The 19,359-nt window shown below is 73.6% G+C and carries 14 protein-coding genes and 2 tRNA genes; 3 read left to right on the top strand and 13 right to left on the bottom strand.

Going from position 1 to position 19,359, the window contains the following annotated elements:
- Window positions 1-101: 101 nt before the first annotated feature.
- On the bottom strand, window positions 102-1,808 hold the full coding sequence (locus AB0Q96_RS03340; protein ID WP_365321324.1) for a glycosyl hydrolase family 18 protein: 1,707 nt from the start codon (window positions 1,806-1,808) through the stop codon (window positions 102-104).
- Window positions 1,809-2,064: 256 nt separating this feature from the next.
- On the bottom strand, window positions 2,065-3,138 hold the full coding sequence (locus tag AB0Q96_RS03335) for an LLM class flavin-dependent oxidoreductase (protein WP_365321323.1): 1,074 nt from the start codon (window positions 3,136-3,138) through the stop codon (window positions 2,065-2,067).
- Between the two features lie 346 nt (window positions 3,139-3,484).
- Between AB0Q96_RS03335 and AB0Q96_RS03330 the strand changes: the two genes are divergently transcribed.
- Both AB0Q96_RS03330 and AB0Q96_RS03325 read left to right on the top strand, forming a co-directional pair.
- On the top strand, window positions 3,485-4,243 hold the full coding sequence (locus AB0Q96_RS03330) for an IclR family transcriptional regulator C-terminal domain-containing protein (protein WP_365321322.1): 759 nt from the start codon (window positions 3,485-3,487) through the stop codon (window positions 4,241-4,243).
- A gap of 87 nt (window positions 4,244-4,330) precedes the next feature.
- Window positions 4,331-4,404, top strand: a tRNA-Lys gene (locus tag AB0Q96_RS03325).
- An 83-nt stretch (window positions 4,405-4,487) separates the two neighbouring features.
- On the opposite strand, the gene AB0Q96_RS03320 is transcribed toward AB0Q96_RS03325, so the two are convergent.
- The 6 genes from AB0Q96_RS03320 to AB0Q96_RS03295 all read right to left on the bottom strand — a co-directional run bounded on the left by AB0Q96_RS03320 (window position 4,488) and on the right by AB0Q96_RS03295 (window position 13,901).
- Window positions 4,488-5,141: a response regulator transcription factor gene (locus AB0Q96_RS03320; RefSeq protein WP_365321321.1), complete on the bottom strand. Its 654-nt coding sequence runs from the start codon at window positions 5,139-5,141 to the stop codon at window positions 4,488-4,490.
- A complete protein-coding gene (locus AB0Q96_RS03315) occupies window positions 5,081-6,427 on the bottom strand; it encodes a sensor domain-containing protein (RefSeq protein ID WP_365321320.1) in 1,347 nt (448 codons plus the stop codon). Before AB0Q96_RS03315 ends, AB0Q96_RS03320 begins: the two co-directional genes overlap by 61 nt.
- Window positions 6,428-6,538: 111 nt before the next feature.
- Window positions 6,539-8,197, bottom strand: coding sequence for an AMP-binding protein (locus tag AB0Q96_RS03310; protein ID WP_365321319.1), 1,659 nt, complete (start codon window positions 8,195-8,197; stop codon window positions 6,539-6,541).
- Window positions 8,198-8,223: 26 nt separating this feature from the next.
- Window positions 8,224-8,814 (bottom strand): lytic polysaccharide monooxygenase auxiliary activity family 9 protein, encoded by a 591-nt coding sequence (locus tag AB0Q96_RS03305; protein WP_365321318.1) that lies wholly within the window; start codon window positions 8,812-8,814, stop codon window positions 8,224-8,226.
- A gap of 131 nt (window positions 8,815-8,945) precedes the next feature.
- Window positions 8,946-10,337: an SPFH domain-containing protein gene (locus tag AB0Q96_RS03300; RefSeq protein ID WP_365321317.1), complete on the bottom strand. Its 1,392-nt coding sequence runs from the start codon at window positions 10,335-10,337 to the stop codon at window positions 8,946-8,948.
- Between the two features lie 2,193 nt (window positions 10,338-12,530).
- Window positions 12,531-13,901, bottom strand: coding sequence for a peptidoglycan-binding protein (locus AB0Q96_RS03295; protein ID WP_365321316.1), 1,371 nt, complete (start codon window positions 13,899-13,901; stop codon window positions 12,531-12,533).
- A 184-nt stretch (window positions 13,902-14,085) separates the two neighbouring features.
- Here AB0Q96_RS03295 and AB0Q96_RS03290 point away from each other — a divergent pair.
- Window positions 14,086-14,159 (top strand) — tRNA-Lys (locus AB0Q96_RS03290).
- Between the two features lie 219 nt (window positions 14,160-14,378).
- Here AB0Q96_RS03290 and AB0Q96_RS03285 read toward each other — a convergent pair.
- The 5 genes from AB0Q96_RS03285 to AB0Q96_RS03265 all read right to left on the bottom strand — a co-directional run bounded on the left by AB0Q96_RS03285 (window position 14,379) and on the right by AB0Q96_RS03265 (window position 19,359).
- Complete coding sequence (locus tag AB0Q96_RS03285) at window positions 14,379-15,029, bottom strand: class F sortase (RefSeq protein WP_365321315.1); 651 nt, start codon at window positions 15,027-15,029, stop codon at window positions 14,379-14,381.
- A gap of 4 nt (window positions 15,030-15,033) precedes the next feature.
- Window positions 15,034-15,645, bottom strand: a complete 612-nt coding sequence (locus AB0Q96_RS03280) for a hypothetical protein (RefSeq protein WP_365321314.1) — start codon at window positions 15,643-15,645, stop codon at window positions 15,034-15,036.
- 86 nt (window positions 15,646-15,731) lie between these two features.
- Window positions 15,732-16,511 carry an HAD-IIA family hydrolase gene (locus tag AB0Q96_RS03275; RefSeq protein ID WP_329420844.1) on the bottom strand — a complete coding sequence of 260 codons (780 nt, stop codon included), beginning with the start codon at window positions 16,509-16,511 and terminating at the stop codon, window positions 15,732-15,734.
- A gap of 82 nt (window positions 16,512-16,593) precedes the next feature.
- Window positions 16,594-18,147: an alkaline phosphatase family protein gene (locus AB0Q96_RS03270; RefSeq protein WP_365321313.1), complete on the bottom strand. Its 1,554-nt coding sequence runs from the start codon at window positions 18,145-18,147 to the stop codon at window positions 16,594-16,596.
- Between the two features lie 144 nt (window positions 18,148-18,291).
- Complete coding sequence (locus AB0Q96_RS03265) at window positions 18,292-19,359, bottom strand: 2-aminoethylphosphonate ABC transporter substrate-binding protein (RefSeq protein ID WP_365321312.1); 1,068 nt, start codon at window positions 19,357-19,359, stop codon at window positions 18,292-18,294.

The following is a 19,359-nucleotide window of genomic DNA, read 5'->3' as shown; positions in this document are numbered from 1 at the left end:
TGGAACTGCCCCCGGCCGGAGGGACATTCCGGGCGGGGGCAGTGGTTCATGCGGTGGAGCGAGGGGTCGGTGAGGGGTCCCGCTGGATCAGCGGGGCCCGGTCAGCAGGCGCCCTGGTCCTTCCAGACGCCCCAGTCGCCGGTCGTGCCCGGCTCCTCGTTCTGCGTCCACCACTGGGCCTTCCAGCTGCGGCCCTTGTGGGAGACGACCGAGCCACCGGTGTAGACCGAGCCGGCCACGTACGCCGTGGCGGTGCAGCCGGTCGGCGGGGTGGTGGTGGGCGGCGTGGTCGGCGGGGTGGTCGGAGGCGTGGTGGGCGGGGTGGTCGGCGGCGTCGTGGGCGGCGTCGTCGGGCCGGTCGGCGAGGAGCCGACAGCCGTCACGATCTGGTTGAAGAGCGTGGCGTTGGCGTCGAGGCCGAGCAGCGAGTACATCATCGCGCCGCCGAGACCGCGCTGGTGGGCGTAGTCGGCGCGGGCCTGGATGGTGCGCTGGTCGAGGCCGGTGAAGAACTCGCCGTCCTTGTAGAAGTAGGCGGACTTGGCCTGGTCGTCCCAGAAGGTCGTGGCCGGGTTGTCGACGATGCCGCCGAGCTCCTTGTAGTGCGCGATGCCGGGCTGCTGGCTCAGCGGGCGGGCACCGGAGGCGCCGGTGGCGGGCTGGGCGAGGCCGTTGGCGGTGCCGGCGGGGACGCCCTTCCAGCCGCGGTAGTAGAACTCGTAGCCGAGGGTCAGCTTGCCGGCCGGGAAGCCGCCGGCGATGCCGTAGGCGGGCTTGCCGTCGATCCAGGAGTCGATGGCGTTGTCGATCGAGTACTTCTCGGTGCCCGGCTTGATCGCGTCGGTCGGGTCGTTGGTGCCGGAGTAGAGCGGGGACTGGTGGTACGTCGGCCCGTCGCCGTCCCAGGCGCCGTGCATGTCGTACGTCATGATGTTCGCGTAGTCGAGGTACGCGCCGATCTTGTCCGTCTCGATGTTCTTGATCTTGTCCTGGCCGGCCGGCATGGCGGCGGTCAGCAGGTACTTCTTGCCGCCGTGGGCGGCGCCGTACTCGTCGAGCTGCTTGCGGAACTCGGCGAGCAGGAGGGTGAAGTTCTGCTTGTCCTCGGGCGCGTAGTGGTTGCCGAGGTGCCCGTCGGCCGAGCCCGGGTACTCCCAGTCGATGTCGATGCCGTCGAAGATGCCGGCCGCGGTGCCGGGGCCGCCGAAGCCGCCCTCCACCGGGAGGTCGCCCTGGATGTACTGCTTGATGCAGGAGGCGACCAGCTTCTTGCGGCTGGCGTCGGTCTTGGCCGCGTCCGAGAAGTACTTGGAGTAGGTCCAGCCGCCCAGCGAGATGTTGATCTTCAGCTTGGGGTGCTTCGCCTTCAGTTCCTTGAACTGGTTGAAGACGCCCACGATCGGCTGGTCCCACTTGTCGGCCACGCCGTCGACGCTGTCCGCGGCCGAGAAGGACTTCTGGTAGTCGGCGTACGAGTCGCCCGCGCCGTCACCGGCGTTGGGGTTGTTGTCGTCGCCCGCGGCCTTGTTGGCCTCGAAACAGGTGAGCTCGGTCGGGTGGATGTTCCCGAACGAGTAGTTGATGATGTCCAGTTTGTCCGCGATACCACGGGTGTCGAGGTGCTTGGGGTAGAAGGCGTTCCCGTACACGCTCCACTGGTCGTAGTAGGCGATCTTGACGCCGCCCGTGGACGGGGCGGCGGCGGTGTCGGCTGCCTGGGCGGAGCCGATGCCGACGGTGGCGGCGAGCGCGCCGGCGGCGAGGGCGGAGCTGAGAAGAGCGGCGATCAGTGGTTTGCGGGGGTGCACGTGCGGCCTCCGGAAGGGGTGGCGGTACGGAAGTTGGAGCAGTGATATCCGGCGCACGAACAGCGCGTCAATGGTCTGAACCAGATTGAGGACTAGACCAATTGGCGCGAGAAAGCCCTCGTCAGGAGCGTCCGGAGCGGCCGCAGCACAAAACGGAACCGCTCGCCACCACAAGTGACGAGCGGTTTAAGGTTCACTTAGGGAACGCCCGCCGGTTCGTTCGGGAGTGAACCAACGGCCCGGCGAGATCCAGGTTTTACTCCCCGGGCAGCTCGGGGAGGCCGTACGCGTCGGCGATCAGCTCGTAGCTGCGGAGCCGCGCGTCGCCGCCGTGGGCGTTGCCCGTGATCATCAGTTCGTCCGCGCCGGTCCGCTTCCGGAGCCCGTCGAGCCCCTCCCGCACCTCGTCCGCCGAGCCGTACACGACGTTCGCCAGCCAGGACTCGACGAACTCCCGCTCGGCCGCGCTGTACGGGTACGCCTCGGCCTCCTCCGGCGTCGGGACGAGCCCGGCCCGGCCGGTGCGCAGCCGCAGCATCGACAGCGCGCCGGTCAGCACCTGCCGGCGGGCCTCCTTCGGGTCGTCGGCGGCCAGCGCGGCGACGCCGATCAGCGCGTACGGCGCGTCGAGCACCGCCGAGGGCCGGAAGGAGTCCCGGTAGAGGTCGAGCGCGGGGATCGTGTTCTGCGCGGAGAAGTGGTGGGCGAAGGCGAAGGGCAGACCGAGCATTCCGGCCAGTCGCGCGCTGAAGCCGGAGGAGCCCAGCAGCCAGACCGGCGGCCGGCCCTTCGGCCCCTGCACCGGCCCGGGCACGGCGTGGATGCGGGCGTACGGGTGCCCGTCGGGGAAGTCGTCGTCCAGGAACCGGGTCAGCTCGCTCAGCTGCTGCGGGAAGTCGTCGGCCGCCTCGTTCAGCCGGTCGCTGCGGCGCAGGGCGGCGGCGGTGGCGCCGTCCGTGCCGGGCGCGCGGCCCAGACCGAGGTCGACCCGGCCCGGGGCCAGCGCCTCCAGGGTGCCGAACTGCTCGGCGATCACCAGCGGCGCGTGGTTGGGCAGCATCACGCCGCCGGAGCCGAGCCGGATGCGGCGGGTGTGGGCGGCCAGGTGGGCCAGGATCACGGCCGGCGAGGAGGAGGCGACCCCGGGCATGGAGTGGTGTTCGGCCACCCAGTGCCGGTGGTAGCCGCGCCGCTCGGCCAGCCGGCTGATCTCGACGCTGGTCGCCAGGGCCTGGCTCGCGGTGCGCCCGCTGCCGACGGTCACGAGATCCAGTACGGACAGCGGTACGGGCGCGGTCCCCCGCGCCTCTCCTCGAATCGCGTCGCTCACCGTGGGCGGCCTTCCTGCGCAGTGACATGGGTACGAAGGGCGACAACAGGAGGCAGGCTCCGGTTATTCCGTCCGCGCCCGGCGGCCGGCCGGCGCCCGCCGGAGGTCGCGGACCGAAAAAATCTTCACGTCCGGAGGGCACCGAACGCCCGTGCGGGAAGGTTCCCGCACGGCCCTGACCTCAGCCTCTGTCACAGGGCTGTGCCTCTGGCATATGCCAGAGTGGCGCGCCCCAGCGTACGGCCCCTGAGGACCGCATCAATCTCGCCAACAGCCGCCCCGTATCGGGCCCTTGGCGGCTATCGTGGTACGGAAGCTAGCGGTCACAACCTGGTAGGGGGAAACCGTGGCGCTGAAGCCCGAGCCCACCGCGCCGTTCCACTCGGTGCAATACGCGCTGCGCGTGCTGGAGACCGTCTCACGGCACGGCGGCGGCGTGACGGACGTGCAGATCGCACGGGAGACCGGCCTGCCCGTCGCCCATCTGTCGTCCATGCTCCTGATGCTCAGGCGCGAGGGATACGTGGAGCAGGTCTCCGACGGCGCCTATGTGATCGGCGACTCCCTCGTCCTCCTCGGCTCCGGCATGACCCGCCGCGAGGCCCTGGAGCTCAAGCTGCAGGAGACCCTGACCGAACTGCGCGACTCGGTCGGCGCGGCGGTCTACATCAGCCGGTACATCGACGGCGAGGTGAAGATCACCCAGTTCGCCGACGGCCCGCGCACCCCCAAGGTCAACGAGTGGGTGGACTTCCGCTCCGCCGCGCACGCCAGCGCGGTCGGCAAGTGCCTGCTCACCCAGCTCGACCAGAACGGGCGCCGCGACCACCTCTCCCGCCACAAGATCGCCCGGCTGACCTCCCGGACGATCACCAACGAGAAGGTGCTGTTCTCCAAGCTGGACAGCCAGCCGCCGACCGTCCCGGTGCTCGACCTCCAGGAGTACGCGGTGGGCACGGTCTGCGCCGCCGTACCGCTGACGGCGGGCTCCGCCGTGGGCTGCCTCGCGCTCTCGCTGCCGATCGAACACGCGCACCGGCTGCGCTCGGCGGCCGACACGCTGAACCGGCGGGCCGCGCCGGTGGTGCTGTCGCTGGCGATCTGAGGCGGTCCGGCCGGTGCCGGACGGGGCGGGTCCCGAGGGTGGTCGGAAGCACCCCTCGGGACCAGGTAGTATTTTCTTCGTCAGCAAGCGCCGCTAGCTCAGTTGGTTAGAGCAGCTGACTCTTAATCAGCGGGTCCGGGGTTCGAGTCCCTGGCGGCGCACAGACAGAGGAAGCCCCTCGCGGAAGCGAGGGGCTTCCTTGTTTTACGTGACCGGCCCCCCGGCCCCCGCCCGGTCGCGGGCCCTACGCCCGCAGATAGGCCAGCACCGCCAGGACCCGGCGGTGGGTGTCCTCCGCCGGCGGCAGGTCCAGCTTGGCCAGGATGTTGCCGATGTGCTTCCCGACCGCCGCCTCCGTGACGACCAGCCGGCGCGCGACGGCCCCGTTGGAATGCCCCTCCGCGACCAGCCCCAGGACCTCCCGCTCCCTCGGCGTCAGCGCCGCCAGCGGATCGCGGTGCCGGCGGAGCAGCTGCCGTACGACCTCCGGATCGACGACCGTGCCGCCGTCCGCGACCCGGACGAGCGCGTCCAGGAACTCCTCGACCTGGCCCACCCGGTCCTTCAGCAGGTACCCGACGCCCGACCCGTCGCCCGAGTCCAGCAGATCGGCGGCGTAGCTGCGCTGCACGTACTGGCTGAGCACCAGCACCGGCAGCCCCGGGTGCTCCGCCCGCAGCGCGACGGCCGCGCGCAGCCCCTCGTCCCGGAAGTCCGGCGGCATCCGGACGTCCGTGACCACGATGTCCGGCGCGTGCGCGGCGACCGCCGCCGGCAGCGCCCCGGCGTCGCCGACCGCGGCGACCACCTCGTGGCCGAAACGCGCCAGGAGCCCGATCAGTCCCTCGCGGAGGAGGACGCTGTCCTCGGCGAGGACGACACGGAGCGAACGCCGCACGGGATCTCCACTCGTAGCGCGGTCGGCCCGCCGGGCGGGCTGGTGATCGAAAGTGTGCCATCGAGGACGGCGAGCCGGTCGGCGAGCCCGGTCAGCCCGCTCCCCCGGGCCGGATCGGCCCCGCCCCGCCCGTCGTCCTCGACCGTGAGCCTGAGCAGCCCGTCGGCATGGCGGGCGGTCACCCGGGCCCGGGTGGCACCACTGTGCCGGGCGAGGTTGGCGAGCGCCTCGCGGGCGGCGAAGTAGGCGGCGCTCTCCACGGCGGCGGGCAGCCGGGGCAGGCCACCGCCACCACGCCCACCCTCACCCGCGTCCACCCCCGCTCTCTCGTCCACGTCCACGTCGACCGGGACCGTCGAGCGGTCCGCCGCGTCGGTCAGGGCCGCGGTGAGTCCGTAGTCGGCGAGGACCTGCGGGTGGATGCCGTGGATCAGTTCGCGCAGCTCGGTCAGCACCCGGCCGGCCTCCTCGTGCGCCTTCGCCAGCTGGTCGGCGAGCGGGCCCGGAGGGACGTCGTACCGGGCGAGGCCGAGGGTCATCGTGAGCGCCACGAGGCGCTGCTGCGCCCCGTCGTGGAGGTCCCGCTCGATCCGGCGCCGCTCGGCCTCGAAGGCGGCGGCGAGCCGGGCGCGGGAGGCGGTGACCTCGCCGATCCGGTCCCGCAGTTCGGCCTCGCGCGGGGCGAGCAGCGCCCGGGCGAGGGCGGCTCGGGCACCGGCGAGCGCGGTGAGGGGGTAGAGCAGCAGCGGCAGCAGGGCCAGGCCGAGGAGGGCGGCGGCGAGGGCCTGCGGATAGGAGGTGACCAGGTACGCCTTCACCACCTTCGCCTCCTCGCCGCCGGACGCCGCGAGCTGGACGGGCGCGCTCAGCAGCGCGGCGGGCAGACCGAGCCCGACGGCGAGCACGATCAGGTCGAGCGGCCACAGCACCGTGGCGAGCAGCACGGCGTACCCGAGCTCCCGCCAGGTGGCCTGTTCCCGCACGCGGACCCGCAGCCAGGCGGCGAGGCCCGGTGCTCCGGGAACGCGGTGCGGGTCGGCGGCCGGGTCCCGGTCGACGAGGCGGAGCCGCCGGCGTTCCAGCCCGCCGAGGGCGACACCGGCGAGCGGCAACAGCGGCAGGCCGACCAGGAAGACGGAGAACCCGACGAGCACGAGGAGGACGAGCAGGGCGAACGCCCCGACCGCCGCCCCGGACACCAGGTAGACGACGGCCCGCCAGGGCCAGGCGGTGCGCGGAAAGCGGCGGGGCCGGGCCAGCGCCTGCCAAGGGGTACGGGGCTCCATGGGCGATCACGCTATGCGGGGGTACGGGGGCGGGGCCATGGGTGCAGGGGGTGTGCGGGGGGTGGGGCGAGCCCTACCGCCTCCCCTCCCCGCCTCCCCCTCCCTCCCCGGCTACCCGGGAAACTCCCGCCCCCGTTCCGCGTACGCCGCGCGCAAGGTCGCGCGGGCGGTCGGGGTCAGGGGCTCGTAGGGGGCGGTGGGGGTCGGGCGCCACCAGGTGGGGTCGGTGGAGGCGAGGGCGGTGCGGCGGAGGGCCACGCGGTGGATCTTGTTGGTGGCGGTGAGGGGGAGCTCGGGCATGACGCGGACGAAGCGGGGCGGCATCTTGGTGCCCAGGTCCGACTGGGCGGCGAGGAAGGCGGCGAAGGCGGCCGGGTCGAAGGTGGCGCCGGGGCGCAGGGCCAGCGCGGCCATCACCTGGTCGCCGGCGGCGGGGTCGGGGACCGCGTACACGGCGACGCCGGCGGCGCGCTCCCAGCGGGCCAGGATGTTCTCGATCATCGCCGCGGCGAGGTTCTCGCTGTCGACGCGGAGCCGGTCGTCGGTGCGGCCGGCGAAGTAGAGGAAGCCGTCCGCGTCGCGGTAGAAGAGGTCGCCGGTCCAGTACCAGCCGTCACGCAGCCGGGCGGCCTGCGCCTCGGGGTTGCGCCAGTAGCCCTCGAAGGGGCTGCGGCCCCGGTTGACGAGCTCGCCGACGGCCTCGTCGGCGTTGAGCAGGACCCCGGTCGGGGAGAACCGGGCCGGCGGGCATTCGCGGCGGGTCGTCCGGTCGACCACGGCCAGGTCGTCGGCGGGGGCGGCGCGGCCGATCGCGCCGGGCGGGGTGCCGGGGCTCCGCTGGATGGCGGCGCCGCCCTCGGAGGATCCGTACCCCTCGACGAGCCGGGCCCCGAACCGTTCCTGGAAGCGGGCCGCGTCCACCGTGCCGGCCTCGGTGCCGAAGCCGAGCCGGAGGCTGTGGTCGCGGTCGTGCGGGGTCTCGGGGGTGGCGAGGAGGTACTGGACGGCCCGGCCGACGTAGGTGAAGTAGGTGGCGCCGAAGCCGCGTACGTCGGGGAGGAAGCGGGAGGCCGAGAAGCGGTCGCGCAGGGCGATCCCGGCGCCGGCGACGAGGGCGGGGGCCCAGTCGGCGATCACGGCGTTGCCGTGGAACATCGGCATGCAGATGTAGTGGGTGTCCTCGGCGCGTATCCCGAAGTGGGAGACGAGCGAGGCGCCGGCGGCGGCGAGCCGGCCCTGGGAGCAGACGGCGGCCTTGGGCGCCCCGGTGGAGCCGGAGGTGAAGGAGAGCAGGAGGCGGCTGTCGGGGCCCACGGGTCGGACGGGGACGAGTTCGTCCGGGGCGGTGTCCGCGTACGGGGCGAGGAGGGCCCGGTAGGCATCGGTGTCGGTGACCAGGATGCGCAGGCCGGGGAGCGGGAGGCCGTCGAGGAGGGGGAGGTGGGCGCGCTGGGTGATCAGGACCCGGCAGTCGGTGTGCCGGATGTCGCGGGCGAGTTCGGCGCCGCGCCGGGTGGGGTTGATCCCGGCGACGGCGGCCCCCGCGAGGGCCGCCGCGCCGAGCCAGAGCGGGTACTCCGGTGTGTTGTCGAGCAGGAGGCCGAGGTGCGGCTCGCTCCCCGGCCGGTCGGGCATCAGCTCCGTGAGCAGTGCGGCGCGCGCGGCGGCGCCCGCGGCGACCTGGTGGTGGGTGAGGGTGGTGTGCTCGTCCCTCAGTCCGGTCCGGTGGTCGCCCCATTGGCGTCGTACGAGCTCCGCGACGGTCCCCATGGGCGCGGATGCTAACTGACGTTACGTCAGAACTGAACGTCCGAGCACGCGTAGAAGGCGTTCCCGGTGTCGGCGACCGTCCACACGGCCAGGACGACGGCCTTGCCGCTCTTGCCCGCCGGGAAGGTCCCGGAGTGCGAGAGCGTGGACGGCGGCTGCTGGTTGTTGTAGGGGACGACCAGGAAGGGCTGGCTGTCGAGGTCGGCCCTGGTGAGGGCCTTGGTCCCGGTCCAGCCGTTCTTGGTGATGTAGTAGCGGAAGTCCGTGGTCGCGTGGCGGGCCGTGAACTGCCAGCGGAAGGTGTAGCTCTGGCCCGCGGTGACCTTGGTGGTGGGCCAGGCGCCGCCGCGGGGGTCGTCGAGCTGCGAGAAGCGGGAGTTCCCGCCGGCGCAGATCTTCCCGTCGGCGGGGCCCGCGGCCGGGAAGCCCTTGAGCCCCTCGACCGACTGCGGCTCCCACTGGATGTCGCCGCAGTTCTTCACGGTGCCGTTGGCACAGAGCTTCTGGCGGCTGATCGGCGAGTCGGTGTAGCCGTGGCTGCTCGCACTGGTGGTGGCGAGGAGGGAGGCGGCTGCGACGCCGAGCGCCACGGCCGCCACTCCTGTCTTTTTGCGCATGCTGTCGCTCCAGGAGAACGTGGGGGAGTTCTGTGGGTCCTGCTGCACGCGTGTGGTGACACTGATTCCGGTCTAGACCAAGCACCAAGGTATGGCCGGAAGTTGAGCATGTCCATACCAATGGGAGAAGGTCACGCGCCCTCCCCGGAGCTCGTCCGGCCCGTGTAGAACGCCACCGTCAGGTCCTTCACCAGCGCCTTGCGCTCGTAGTCGTCCAGCTCCACGAGACCACGGGAGGTCAGCCGGTGGACCACGTCGTCCACCGCGTCCACGACCGAGTTCAGCACGCTCTCACGGTGCTTCGCGTCGATCGCGGCGATCCGGCGGCGGCGCATCGCGGCGGCCACCTCGGGGGCGTACTCGATCCGCGTCGGCTGCGCCGAGAACACGTCGACGCCCACCGGCGCGCACTCCGCCGACAGCAGCCGGGTCAGCGCCTCGCCGACCGCCTCCGCGTCCCGCAGGGTCGGCGCGTCCTCGTGGAACGCGTCCGCCGGGAGCTGGCTGAGCACCCGGGCCATCGCCGCCTCCACCTGCTCCCGCAGGTACTCCTCGTGCCGGGCCACGCCCAGCGCGGCGCGGACCGTGTCCCGGATCCGCCACACGACCAGGACGACGACGTCCAGCGCCGTGCCCTTCGCGTCGACCGCGGGCAGCGGCTCGCTGCGCCAGTGCCGCAGCCGCACGTCGACGCGGCGGCGCTTGAGCAGCGGGCTCACCCAGAGCAGGCCGGTCCGGCGGACGGTCCCCCGGTAGTCGCCGAACAGCGTCAGGACCAGGGCGTAGCCGACCCGGCCGCGGCCGAGACCGCCCAGGAAGAACAGGGCCGCGAGGACCCCGAGCGCGAGCAGGGCCCACTGGCCGAGCGGGATCCCGTGGTACGGGCGCGGCGGCAGCCGCAGCATCCGCGCGGCCTCCTCGGGCACGGCCCCGGCCCACCACACGCCCGCCGCGCACCCCAGCAGCGCCAGCACCCCGCCGGCCACACCGACCCACCCCGGCAGCACCGGACCCGGCCGCTCCACCAGCTTCGGATCGGCGGTCGGCGCGGGCCGCGCGGACGTCCGGGCGGGAACCGGGACCGCGCCCCTCCGCTTCTTCCGCACCGGCACGTCGGTCTTCGGTACGGGCACGGTGGCGGGCCCGCCGTCGTCGGCCCCGTCCGGCTCCTCCCGGAACAGCAGATGCACCGGGATGGACCCGGTCGTCTCGGCCCCGATGACGTTGCGACGCCGAGCACCCGGCGCACGGGCCGGAACGGCGTCCGCCACGACGGGGGCCTGCACCGGAGCCGCCGCCACGGACGCGGCGACCGGCACGGCGACGGACTTCACCCGCGCCCCGGCGATCCAGCCGAAGTCCACGGAGCTGTTGACGGGAGAGCCGCCGTCCTTGACGGACGGGTCAGGAGCGCCGACCGGATCCACCACCGGCCCGGCAGACACCCCGAGCACCGAACTGCCCACATCGGACCGCCGCTCCGACACCGCCGCACCACCGGACTCGGCGTCGGCAGCCACCACGGCCGCCACCGACGCGGGCTGCGCCTGCGGCGCGACGGAGGACGGCGCGCCGTTCCGGTCACCGGGCGGGGCAGCGGGTGCGGGAGCGACGGACCGGGCGGACGAGGGTGCCGGGGCCGACTGCGTCGACCGGGCGGACGCGGCCGCCTGCGACGAAGCGGAGCCTGCGGGAGCGGCGGGGCTGGGGGCGAGGGGCGCCTCCGTCGGCCCGACGCGGGGGGCGGGCTCGGGGGCCTCTGGCTGCGGCGTCGAAGACCCGGCGCCGGGCGCGGATGACGGAGACGCCGTCGCGAACCCGGCACCGGGCGCGGGAGGGGGAGCCGCCTGCGGCGAGGGGGCGGGTGCGGGAGCGGGGGCCGCCTGCGGCGAGCGGGCGGGTGCCGGAGCGGCGGGCTGCGGCGCCGAAGTACCTGCCCTGGGCCCGGCTGACGTGGGCGCCGTCGCGTCCCCGGCGCCAGGCGCGGGCGCCGGGGACGCCTGCGGCGAGCGGGCGGGAGCGGCGGGCTGCGGCGCTGCCGACTGCCCGGCGCCAGGCGCGGGCGCCGGGGACGCCTGCGGCGAGTCGGCGAGTGCGGGAGCCGTGGACTGCGCCGCCGAAGCCCCGGCGCCGGGCCCGGACGGCGCCTGCGGCGAGCGGGCAGACGCGAGAGCGGCGGGCTCCGCCGCCGAGGGCGCCTCAACGTGCCGGACCGCCGGGGGCGCTGCTGCCGCGACAGGCACCGCCGGTGCCGACTGTGGCGCACCCGCGCTTGCCGGAGCGGCGGGCTGGGCCGCCGAGAGTCCGATGCTGGGCAGGCTTCCGCGGGTGCCCGCCGCGCCGGACGGGGTCGACGGGGTTGCGGGCACCCCTGCCCCCCGGGCGGTCCCGGCGCTCTGGTCCTGCCTGACCGACTGCGTCGAACCGGAGCCGTAGGGCGCGGACGCCGCCGGAGCGGTGGAGCGCGTGAGACCCGGTGCGGCCGGGGTGGCCGGTACGCCCGGTGCGGCCGGTACGCCCGGTGCGGCCGGTACGCCCGGTGCGGCCGGTGCGGCCGGTGCGGCCGGTGCGGCCGGTACGCCCGGTCCGCCCGGGCCACCCGGAGCACCCGGTGCGCTCGATGCGGCGGGCCGGGGCTCCGACGGAGACGTCGGGCGGGTGAGGCCCGGGGCCGCCGGTCCGGCGGCCGACTGCGCGGGCGCGGGAGCGGCGACCCCGGCCGCCGTGGCGGGCGTGCCCGCACCGGCCGTGGAGGCGGCACCCCCGGGGGTACCCACAGCCGGGGTCACCGAGCGCGGGAGGCCGGGCCCGCCGGCCTCCCGCTCCAGCCGGACGGGCTTCGGCTCGGCGAGGGGACTGGCCTGCCGCTCCTCACCCGTCCTCGACACCTCATCGCGTGCCACCGGCCTCACACCCACGGGCTGAGCGTCCCGAACCTGAGCGACGCCCGCCGCCTCGACCACCGGGCCCGCCGTCCCGGCCCGGTCCTCCAGCACCGGGCCCGCAGGCCAACCGTCCCGAACCCGGGCGGCACCGGCCCCCTCGACAAACGAGGCCGCCGGCCTGGAACCGTCCTCCACCACCGGTCCCGCACCCGCAGGCCGACCGTCCCGCCCGGAGGAAAGGCCCGCCGCCTCGACAACCGAGCCCGCAGACCGGGCCCCGTCCCGAACCTGGGCGGCACCAGCCCCCTCGACAAACGAGGCCGCCGTCCCGACCCGGTCGTCCAACACCGATCCCGCACCCGCAGGCCGGCCGTCCCGCCCGGAGGAAGGGCTCGCCACCTCGCCCACCGAGCCCGCAGACCGAGCCCCGTCCCCGGCCACCGGGCCCGTGCCCGCGCCCGTCGACTGACCCTCCCGGACCGGGGCGACACCCGCCGCCTCGGTCGCCGCGCCCGCCACCTGCCCCTCCCGGACCGGCCCCGTACTCGCCGTCTCCGTCGTCGCCGGGCGCCCCGGCCGGGCCCCCTCCCCCGGCACCGGTCCGGCGCCCGCGGCGAGGCTGACCCGCCCGGCATCGGGCCGCCCGGCCGTGGCTCGGTCGGTCGGGGCTTCGCCGGGCGGCGGGGCGTCTGCTTCTGGCGGGCCCGTGGGGCGTAGGCGGCCGTCGGTGAGGCGGCGGGCCGTGCGGGCCGCGTCTCGGGTGGCGGCCGGGCCGGAGTCCGGGGGGGTCGGGGTCGATGCCGTCATTCGGTCCACCTCATGCTCTCGGGGTCATCGGAACAAGCGCCGCCAGGTCTCCGGGCCCGGGTAGCCGTCGGCCGCGCCGCCGCGCCAGCCCTGGGCCTTCTGGAAGGCCTCGACATTGCGACGGTCGGCTTCCGTCCACCGCGGACCGGGGCCCGACGCGTAGTGCTTGCCGTAGCCCCGCTTCATCAGTTGTTTGCCCAGCTTCTCCACATATGCGTTGGATTGGCCTGGACGGAAGTAGCCACGCCCGGGGAACCCGCTCGCAGTTGCGCTCGACCCGCCCGAACCACTCGAACCGCCGATGTCCTTGCCGAGTCCGGACACGAGCAGCGTCCAGGTCTGCGGGCCCGGCAGGCCGTCCGCCGCGCCGCCCTTCCAGCCCTGGGCCTGCTGGAAGGCCTGGGTCGCCCGGCGGTCGGCCTCGCCCCAGCGGGGGCCGGGGCCCTGGGCGTAGTACTTCTTGCCGCCGCGCTCGACGAGCAGCTTGCCGAGCTGCGTGACGTACGCGTTGTTCGCGCCCGGGCCGAAGCTGGCGGAGCCGGGGTAGGGCGTGGCCGTGGCGCCGGAGCCGGCGTTCCCGCTGCCGCCGCTGACCACACCCTTGTAGCGATAGGCGAGGTAGCGGTCGGAGTTCTCCCAGTACGCGAGGGGGGTGGCCTGCTTGCGGGTGCGCGGCTTGGTCTGCTCGTACGCGATGTAGGAGGTGTGGGTGTAGTCCGTCCACCCGCCGAAGATCGTCACGTGCGAGCCGCGCGTCGGGTCGGCGGGATTGTGGAAGAGGAGGATGTCGCCGGGCTGGAGTTCCGTGCGGTCGATGCGGTCGGCGAAGCGGTCGAGGCTGCCGGTCCACTCGTTGCTGCGCAGGTTCCAGGCCATGGAGATGTAGCCGGAGCAGTCCTGGCGGTAGCCGTCGCTCCAGTACCGCTCCATCGAGTACGGGACCTGGGCCGTCACCCAGGTCTTGGCGCGGTTGATGATGTCGGCCCTGGTGGTCTTCCGCAGGGTGGTGGTGGAGATCTGACTGGTCGTCGGGGTCGCGTCCGGGGACGGCGCCGAGCCGGGGCCGGGGGCGCCGTGCAGCGGCCCGGCGCCGCCCTGCGGGGTCTCGGGGCCGGGGCCCGCCGCGCGGTCGAGGACGGCCGGGTCCGCCGCCACGGTCCCGGCGCCGGACGCGTCGGAGGACTCCGTCATCGCGTCCGCCACGCCCGTGCCCGCTCCGCCCAGGACCACCCCCGCCGCCGTCACCAGGACCAGCGCGCGGCGGGCGCCGTGCGCGGCCGGGTGGCCGCCCGCCCGTACCGGGAGCCCCAGGGCGAGATCCCGCCGCTGCCGGGCGCAGCCCGCGCAGCCGCAGTCCGACGCGGGTTCGATTTCTTCGAAGACCGGCACACTCATGCGTTCCCCTCCACACTCGTCAAGATCTTTTGGCGCTCTTGCACGGGCGCCAGTTTCTCAACTGTCTGGACAAATCGCATTTTGACGGATCGACGGCTGAATACGACCATCCGACAGGCCGGTCGGGGGTCGTTCGTGGTCAGGAGCAGGGTCAGCGGTCCTGTAGAGTTCTCGATGTCAGCAGGCGCCGCTAGCTCAGTTGGTTAGAGCAGCTGACTCTTAATCAGCGGGTCCGGGGTTCGAGTCCCTGGCGGCGCACGCGAAGACTGAGGCCCTTCACCGCATGGTGAAGGGCCTCAGTCGTATGTGCGGGCCGTGCGGACTCTGGGCTCCGGGCGGACGGGCCCCTACAGTGAGCGGACCTCCGACCTCCCGCGGTGGCGCCGGGCTCCTCCCGCGGCCCGTGAGCCCGCGGTCGAGGACCGGTCCGGCCGGCGGCCGGCGGGACCTGGTCCGCCGGCCGGTGCCCGGTCGGCGTCACCCACGGGCGTCCCGTACCGCCGTCAGGTACGCCGAGACGACGACGTTCGCGGTGTACGCGCCCGCCTCCCGGTCGAAGGTCCCGCCGCAGGTGATCAGGCGCAGCTCGGCCCGGTCCGCCCGGCGCTGCCCGTACGCCTTTCGGGGGTCGAAGCCCTCCCGGTCGAGGACCTGGACGTCCTCGACGGTGAATTCCGCGACGCTGCCGTCCGAACGGGTCACGTCGACGACGGCGCCGGGGCGGGCGGCGCTCAGGCCGTAGAAGACGGCGGGGCGGGTCTCGGTGTCGACGTGGCCGACGAGGAGCGCGGCGCCCGAGGCGCCGGGCCGGGTGCCCGCCCCGTACCAGCCGACCGTGTGCGGCATCTCGAACGGCGGCGGGTCGATCGCCCCCGCGGCGTCGAGCCCGCGGGCCACGACGGGGGCGGTGATCCCGACCGAGGGGATCTCGACCCGGCGCGGCTCGGCGGGCTCCATCGGGGTGTGCGCCGGGGGCAGCGGCAGCCCGAGGGGGCGCCCGACGGCGGCGATGTCGCCGGTGGCGGGCGCCGGGACGGCGGGCCCGTCGGCGGCGTCCCGGCCCCAGAGCCACAGGCCGCACAGCAGCAGCGCCCAGGCCGCCCCGGTCAGCGCCCGCCCGGACGACACGCGGTCAGTCCGCGCCCGGGCCCGCGCCCGCGCCGCGGCGGCGGGCGCTGCGGAAGGCGACGGACACGGCGGCGACGGCGGCCAGGCCGAGGCCCAGGAGGGTGTACGGGGTCCCCAGGCCCTCCTCGGTGACGGTCTGCGCCACGCCGGGTGCCGCGGGGGCGGCGAAGACGGCCGCGCCACCGCCGCCGGCCCGGACCGGGGCGATCGGGGACGGGTGGTGGGTGGGCTCGCGGGTCGGCTCGTGGGTCGGCTGCTCGTGCGGCTTGACCCGCACGGTGCCGACGTCGCGGTGCTCGTGGCCGTCGCAGGTCACGCTGACCTGGTACGTGCCCTCGTCGAGACGCGTCTTGAGGGTGGTGTCGCCGAACAGCGGGTTCTTCCCGCCGTCCCGGCCGGTGAGCTCCGCCTCCGCGACGAACGCCTGGGACCTGGCGGCGCCGGTGGTGCCCTTGCAGCCGGTGACGCGGATGTCGACGTCGGCTCCGGGGCGCGCGCTGGAGGGGGTGACGGTGGCCTTGACCCCGTCGTGGGCCAGAGCGGTGCCCGCCGTGGGCGCGAGCACCAGAACCAGAGCCGCCCCTGCGGCACGGAGAGCGATGGGACCTGAACGCATGGTGACCTCCTGATACTGGCAGGGTCACCCGGTTCGGGCCGTTCCGCATCCGCAGGGGGCGGACAGGGGGACGCGGGACCGGGCGGTCAGATGCGCTCGACGAGGTCCGCGATCGACTTGACGACCTTGGACGGGCGGAACGGGAAGCGGTCGATCTCCGCCTGCGTGGTCAGACCGGTCAGCACCAGGAAGGTCTGCATGCCCGCCTCCAGACCGGCCAGGATGTCGGTGTCCATCCGGTCGCCGATCATCGCGCTGGACTCGGAGTGGGCGCCGATGGCGTTCAGGCCGGTGCGCATCATCAGCGGGTTCGGCTTGCCCGCGAAGTACGGCTCCTTGCCCGTCGCCTTGGTGATCAGCGCGGCGACCGAGCCGGTGGCGGGCAGCGGGCCCTCCAGGGACGGTCCGGTCTCGTCCGGGTTGGTGCAGATGAAGCGGGCGCCGGCGTTGATCAGCCGGACCGCCTTCGTCATCGCCTCGAAGGAGTACGTACGGGTCTCGCCGAGGACCACGTAGTCCGGGTCGTGGTCGGTGAGCACGTAGCCGATGTCGTGCAGCGCCGTGGTCAGGCCGGCCTCGCCGATGACGTACGCGGTGCCGCCGGGGCGCTGGTCGTCGAGGAACTTCGCGGTGGCGAGCGCCGAGGTCCAGATGTTCTCGACCGGGACCTCCAGGCCCATCCGGGCCAGGCGGGCGTGCAGGTCGCGGGCGGTGTAGATCGAGTTGTTGGTGAGCACCAGGAAGGGCTTGCCGGTGTCCCGCAGCTTCGTGATGAACGCGTCGGCGCCGGGGATGGGCACGCCCTCGTGGATGAGGACGCCGTCCATGTCGGTGAGCCAGGACTCGATCGGCTTGCGTTCTGCCATGGGTGCGGTACTCCTGCCGTACAAGACTTTCCGGTGTACTGGGGGCGACGCGACAGCGCTGTGGCGACGCCCCCAGCCTAGGTCAGGAAGTGGTCACCCTGACCCCGTCGATCACCCAGTACCAGTTGTTGGACCCGGTGTAGCGGAAGCGGAAGCTCACGCTGCTCGCGCCGGCGGGCACGGCGACCGTGACCGACTGGGGCTGCGAGATCACGTCCGCCGTGTAGCTCTTCACGACGGTCGGCGTGCCGCCGTTGAACGAGGCCAGGATCTGGGCGGTCTGCGCGCCCTCCTGCCGGTAGAGGGTCGTGAAGTCCAGGGTCGCCCGGCTCGCGCCGGAGACCGGGTACGCCGGGGTGACCAGGGTCGAGTCGTACGTCCCCGAGAAGGACTTGTCGGCCCACTCGTCGGAGTCGGCGACCGCGAAGACGCCCCGGGCCCGCACGTTGAGCTCGCGGGACTGGTCACGCTGGGAGCGGGACCAGAACTCGTCGGTGGCGAAGGACCAGCCGCGCCACTCGGTGACGCCGCCGGTGCCCATGGCGTTGTTGACGACGGACCAGCCGCTGGGCGCGGTGCGGGTGAAGCCGAGGACGCCGGCGGGGATGCCGGTCTCGTCGACGCGGCCGGTGAGGGACGGGTAGAGGGTGTCGAAGGGGTCGGCGGAGCGGTCCTGGACCGGCTTGCCGTCGAGGCCCCAGGAGGGGTCGGGGACGATGCCGAGCTGACGGAAGACGGTGGCGGCGACGTCGACGAGCCGGGTGTCGACGGGGCGGGCGCCGGCCGCGATGCCGGGGCCCTGGGCGAGGACGAAGGTGCGCCGCTCCTCGATGCTGGAGCCGCCGTGGCCGCCGGCGTCGGTGTGGCCGTGGTCGGTGGCGACGATGACGGTCCAGCGTTCGGTGGCGTACGACGGGCGGGCCCGGATCGCGGTGAGGAGGCGCCCGAGGTAGGCGTCCTGGACGTCGATGGCGTCGGTGTACCTGGGGCTGGCGGCGCCGTGGTTGTGCCCGATCTCGTCGGTCTCGCCGAAGTAGACGAAGAGCACGTCGGGGTTCTGGTTGCGCAGCACGTCCTCGGTGATGTCGGTGATCACGAGGTCGTTGACGGCGTAGTCGTTGTCGTACACGACCTTGGCGTCGGCGCCGGGGGTGACCGTGCCGTAGGTGTCGAGCTCGGGCCAGTCGACGGCGGCGAAGAGCGAGAGCTCGGGGCGGACCTGGTGCAGCCGGGCGAGGAAGCCGGGGTAGGCGCCGTAGTCGCGGCCGGTGAAGGTGTTGTCCTTCACGCCGTGCTTGTCGGGCCACACGCCGGTGGAGATGGTCGACCAGCCGGGGCCGGAGGAGGTCGCGGCCATCGGGTTGGCGTAGAGCAGGGAACGGCCGTAGGTGCCGTTCGCCATCAGGGACTTGAGGTTCGGGGCCTTGGCGGCGTCGATGCGGTCGTGCCGCAGGCCGTCCATGCCGACGAACAGCACCTTGTCCTTGCTGGTGCCGTTCGGGAGCGTGGGGGCGGCCGAGGTCGCGGCCTGGGCGGCGGGGGCGAGGGCGAGGCCCGTGGCGGCGACGGCGGCGGTGGCACCGGCGGCGGCGAGCACGGCGCGGCGGGACGGGCGGGAGATGCCGGTGATCGGCATGTCGGGAGTCCTCCATGGTCGGGGGTGACTGGCGGCACACCAACGCCCCTGATTCCTCAGGGGCGTTGCGCGATCTGGCTTTGGTCCGTACCCGTTATCTTTCCGCGATACTTCTACGGGACGGAAGAGACGTGCGGTGAACTCTCAGCTGCCCGTGGCGGTCTTCCACGCGTCCACGTACGCGGTGAGGTTCTTGTCGATGTCGGCCCAGTCCGGCTCGAAGACCTCGACGCCGTTCATCAGCTTGGCCAGTTCGATGGCGTTGGCGTCGGTGGGCTTGACGTCGGTGCGGGCCGGGAAGCCGCCGCCGATGGCGCTGACCTCGCGCTGGGCCTGCTCGCCGAGCATGAAGTCGAGCAGCTTCTTGCCGTTCTCGCTGTGCGGGCCCTTGGCGACCAGGCCGGCGGCGTACGGCAGGGCGAAGGTGGTCGGCTTGCCGCCGGCCTTGGCGGGGAACCAGATGTCGAGGTTCGGCATGGTCCTGGCCTGGGCGAAGTTCATCTGGACGTCGCCGTTGGCGACCAGGATCTCGCCCTTGTCGACCTTCGGCGCCAGCTTGGAGGTGGAGGAGGACGGGCCGACGTTGTTGGCCTGCAGCTTCTTCAGGTACGCCATGGCGGGCTCCTGGCCGCCGAAGTCGTGCAGGGCCTTGATGAGCACGGCGGTGCCGTCGCCCGCGACGCCCGGGGTCGAGTACTGGACCTTGTCCTTGAACTTCGGGTCCAGCAGCTCCTCCCAGGTCTTCGGGGCGGGGTTCGCCTGCTTCTTGTTGCGGATGAAGCCGAAGTAGTTGTTGACGACGGAGGTCCACTTGCCGTCGTCTGCCTTGTCGGCGCCGCTGACCTGGTCGGAGCCCTTCGGCGCGTACGCCGCGAGCAGCCCCTTGGAGTCGGCCTGCTGGATGAAGGGCGGGAGGGTGACGAGGACGTCGGCCTGGGTGTTGCTCTTCTCGCGGGCGGCGCGCTGCACCATCTCGCCGGAGCCGCCCTCGACGTACTTCACCTTGATGCCGGTCTGCTTCTCGAAGTCCTTGAAGACCTTGTCGTACCAGCCGTCGCCCGCCTCGCCCTTGAGGCCGTCGGCGCTGTAGACGGTGACGACCTTCTCGTCGGCGGCGGCGGACGAGCCGCCGCAGGCGGTGAGGGTGGCGGCGAGGGCCAGGCAGCCGGTGACGGCGGCGATCGGCTTGACGTACGGGAAGGGGGTAAGCAT

Origin of the sequence: Streptomyces sp. NPDC093111 (genome assembly GCF_040683955.1) — a bacterium.
GTDB lineage: Bacteria > Actinomycetota > Actinomycetes > Streptomycetales > Streptomycetaceae > Streptomyces.
Note: the sequence above shows the minus strand (reverse complement) of the source record. Positions and strands in the feature narration are given on the sequence as shown.

What these genes read in the sequence shown, in the direction of transcription:
- AB0Q96_RS03265 (WP_365321312.1), bottom strand. Translation starts at nt 19,359, where the DNA reads ATGCTTACCCCCTTCCCGTACGTCAAGCCGATCGCCGCCGTCACCGGC.
- AB0Q96_RS03295 (WP_365321316.1), bottom strand. Translation starts at nt 13,901, where the DNA reads ATGAGTGTGCCGGTCTTCGAAGAAATCGAACCCGCGTCGGACTGCGGC.
- AB0Q96_RS03275 (WP_329420844.1), bottom strand. Translation starts at nt 16,511, where the DNA reads ATGGCAGAACGCAAGCCGATCGAGTCCTGGCTCACCGACATGGACGGC.
- AB0Q96_RS03280 (WP_365321314.1), bottom strand. Translation starts at nt 15,645, where the DNA reads ATGCGTTCAGGTCCCATCGCTCTCCGTGCCGCAGGGGCGGCTCTGGTT.
- AB0Q96_RS03315 (WP_365321320.1), bottom strand. Translation starts at nt 6,427, where the DNA reads ATGGAGCCCCGTACCCCTTGGCAGGCGCTGGCCCGGCCCCGCCGCTTT.
- AB0Q96_RS03270 (WP_365321313.1), bottom strand. Translation starts at nt 18,147, where the DNA reads ATGCCGATCACCGGCATCTCCCGCCCGTCCCGCCGCGCCGTGCTCGCC.
- AB0Q96_RS03310 (WP_365321319.1), bottom strand. Translation starts at nt 8,197, where the DNA reads ATGGGGACCGTCGCGGAGCTCGTACGACGCCAATGGGGCGACCACCGG.
- AB0Q96_RS03305 (WP_365321318.1), bottom strand. Translation starts at nt 8,814, where the DNA reads ATGCGCAAAAAGACAGGAGTGGCGGCCGTGGCGCTCGGCGTCGCAGCC.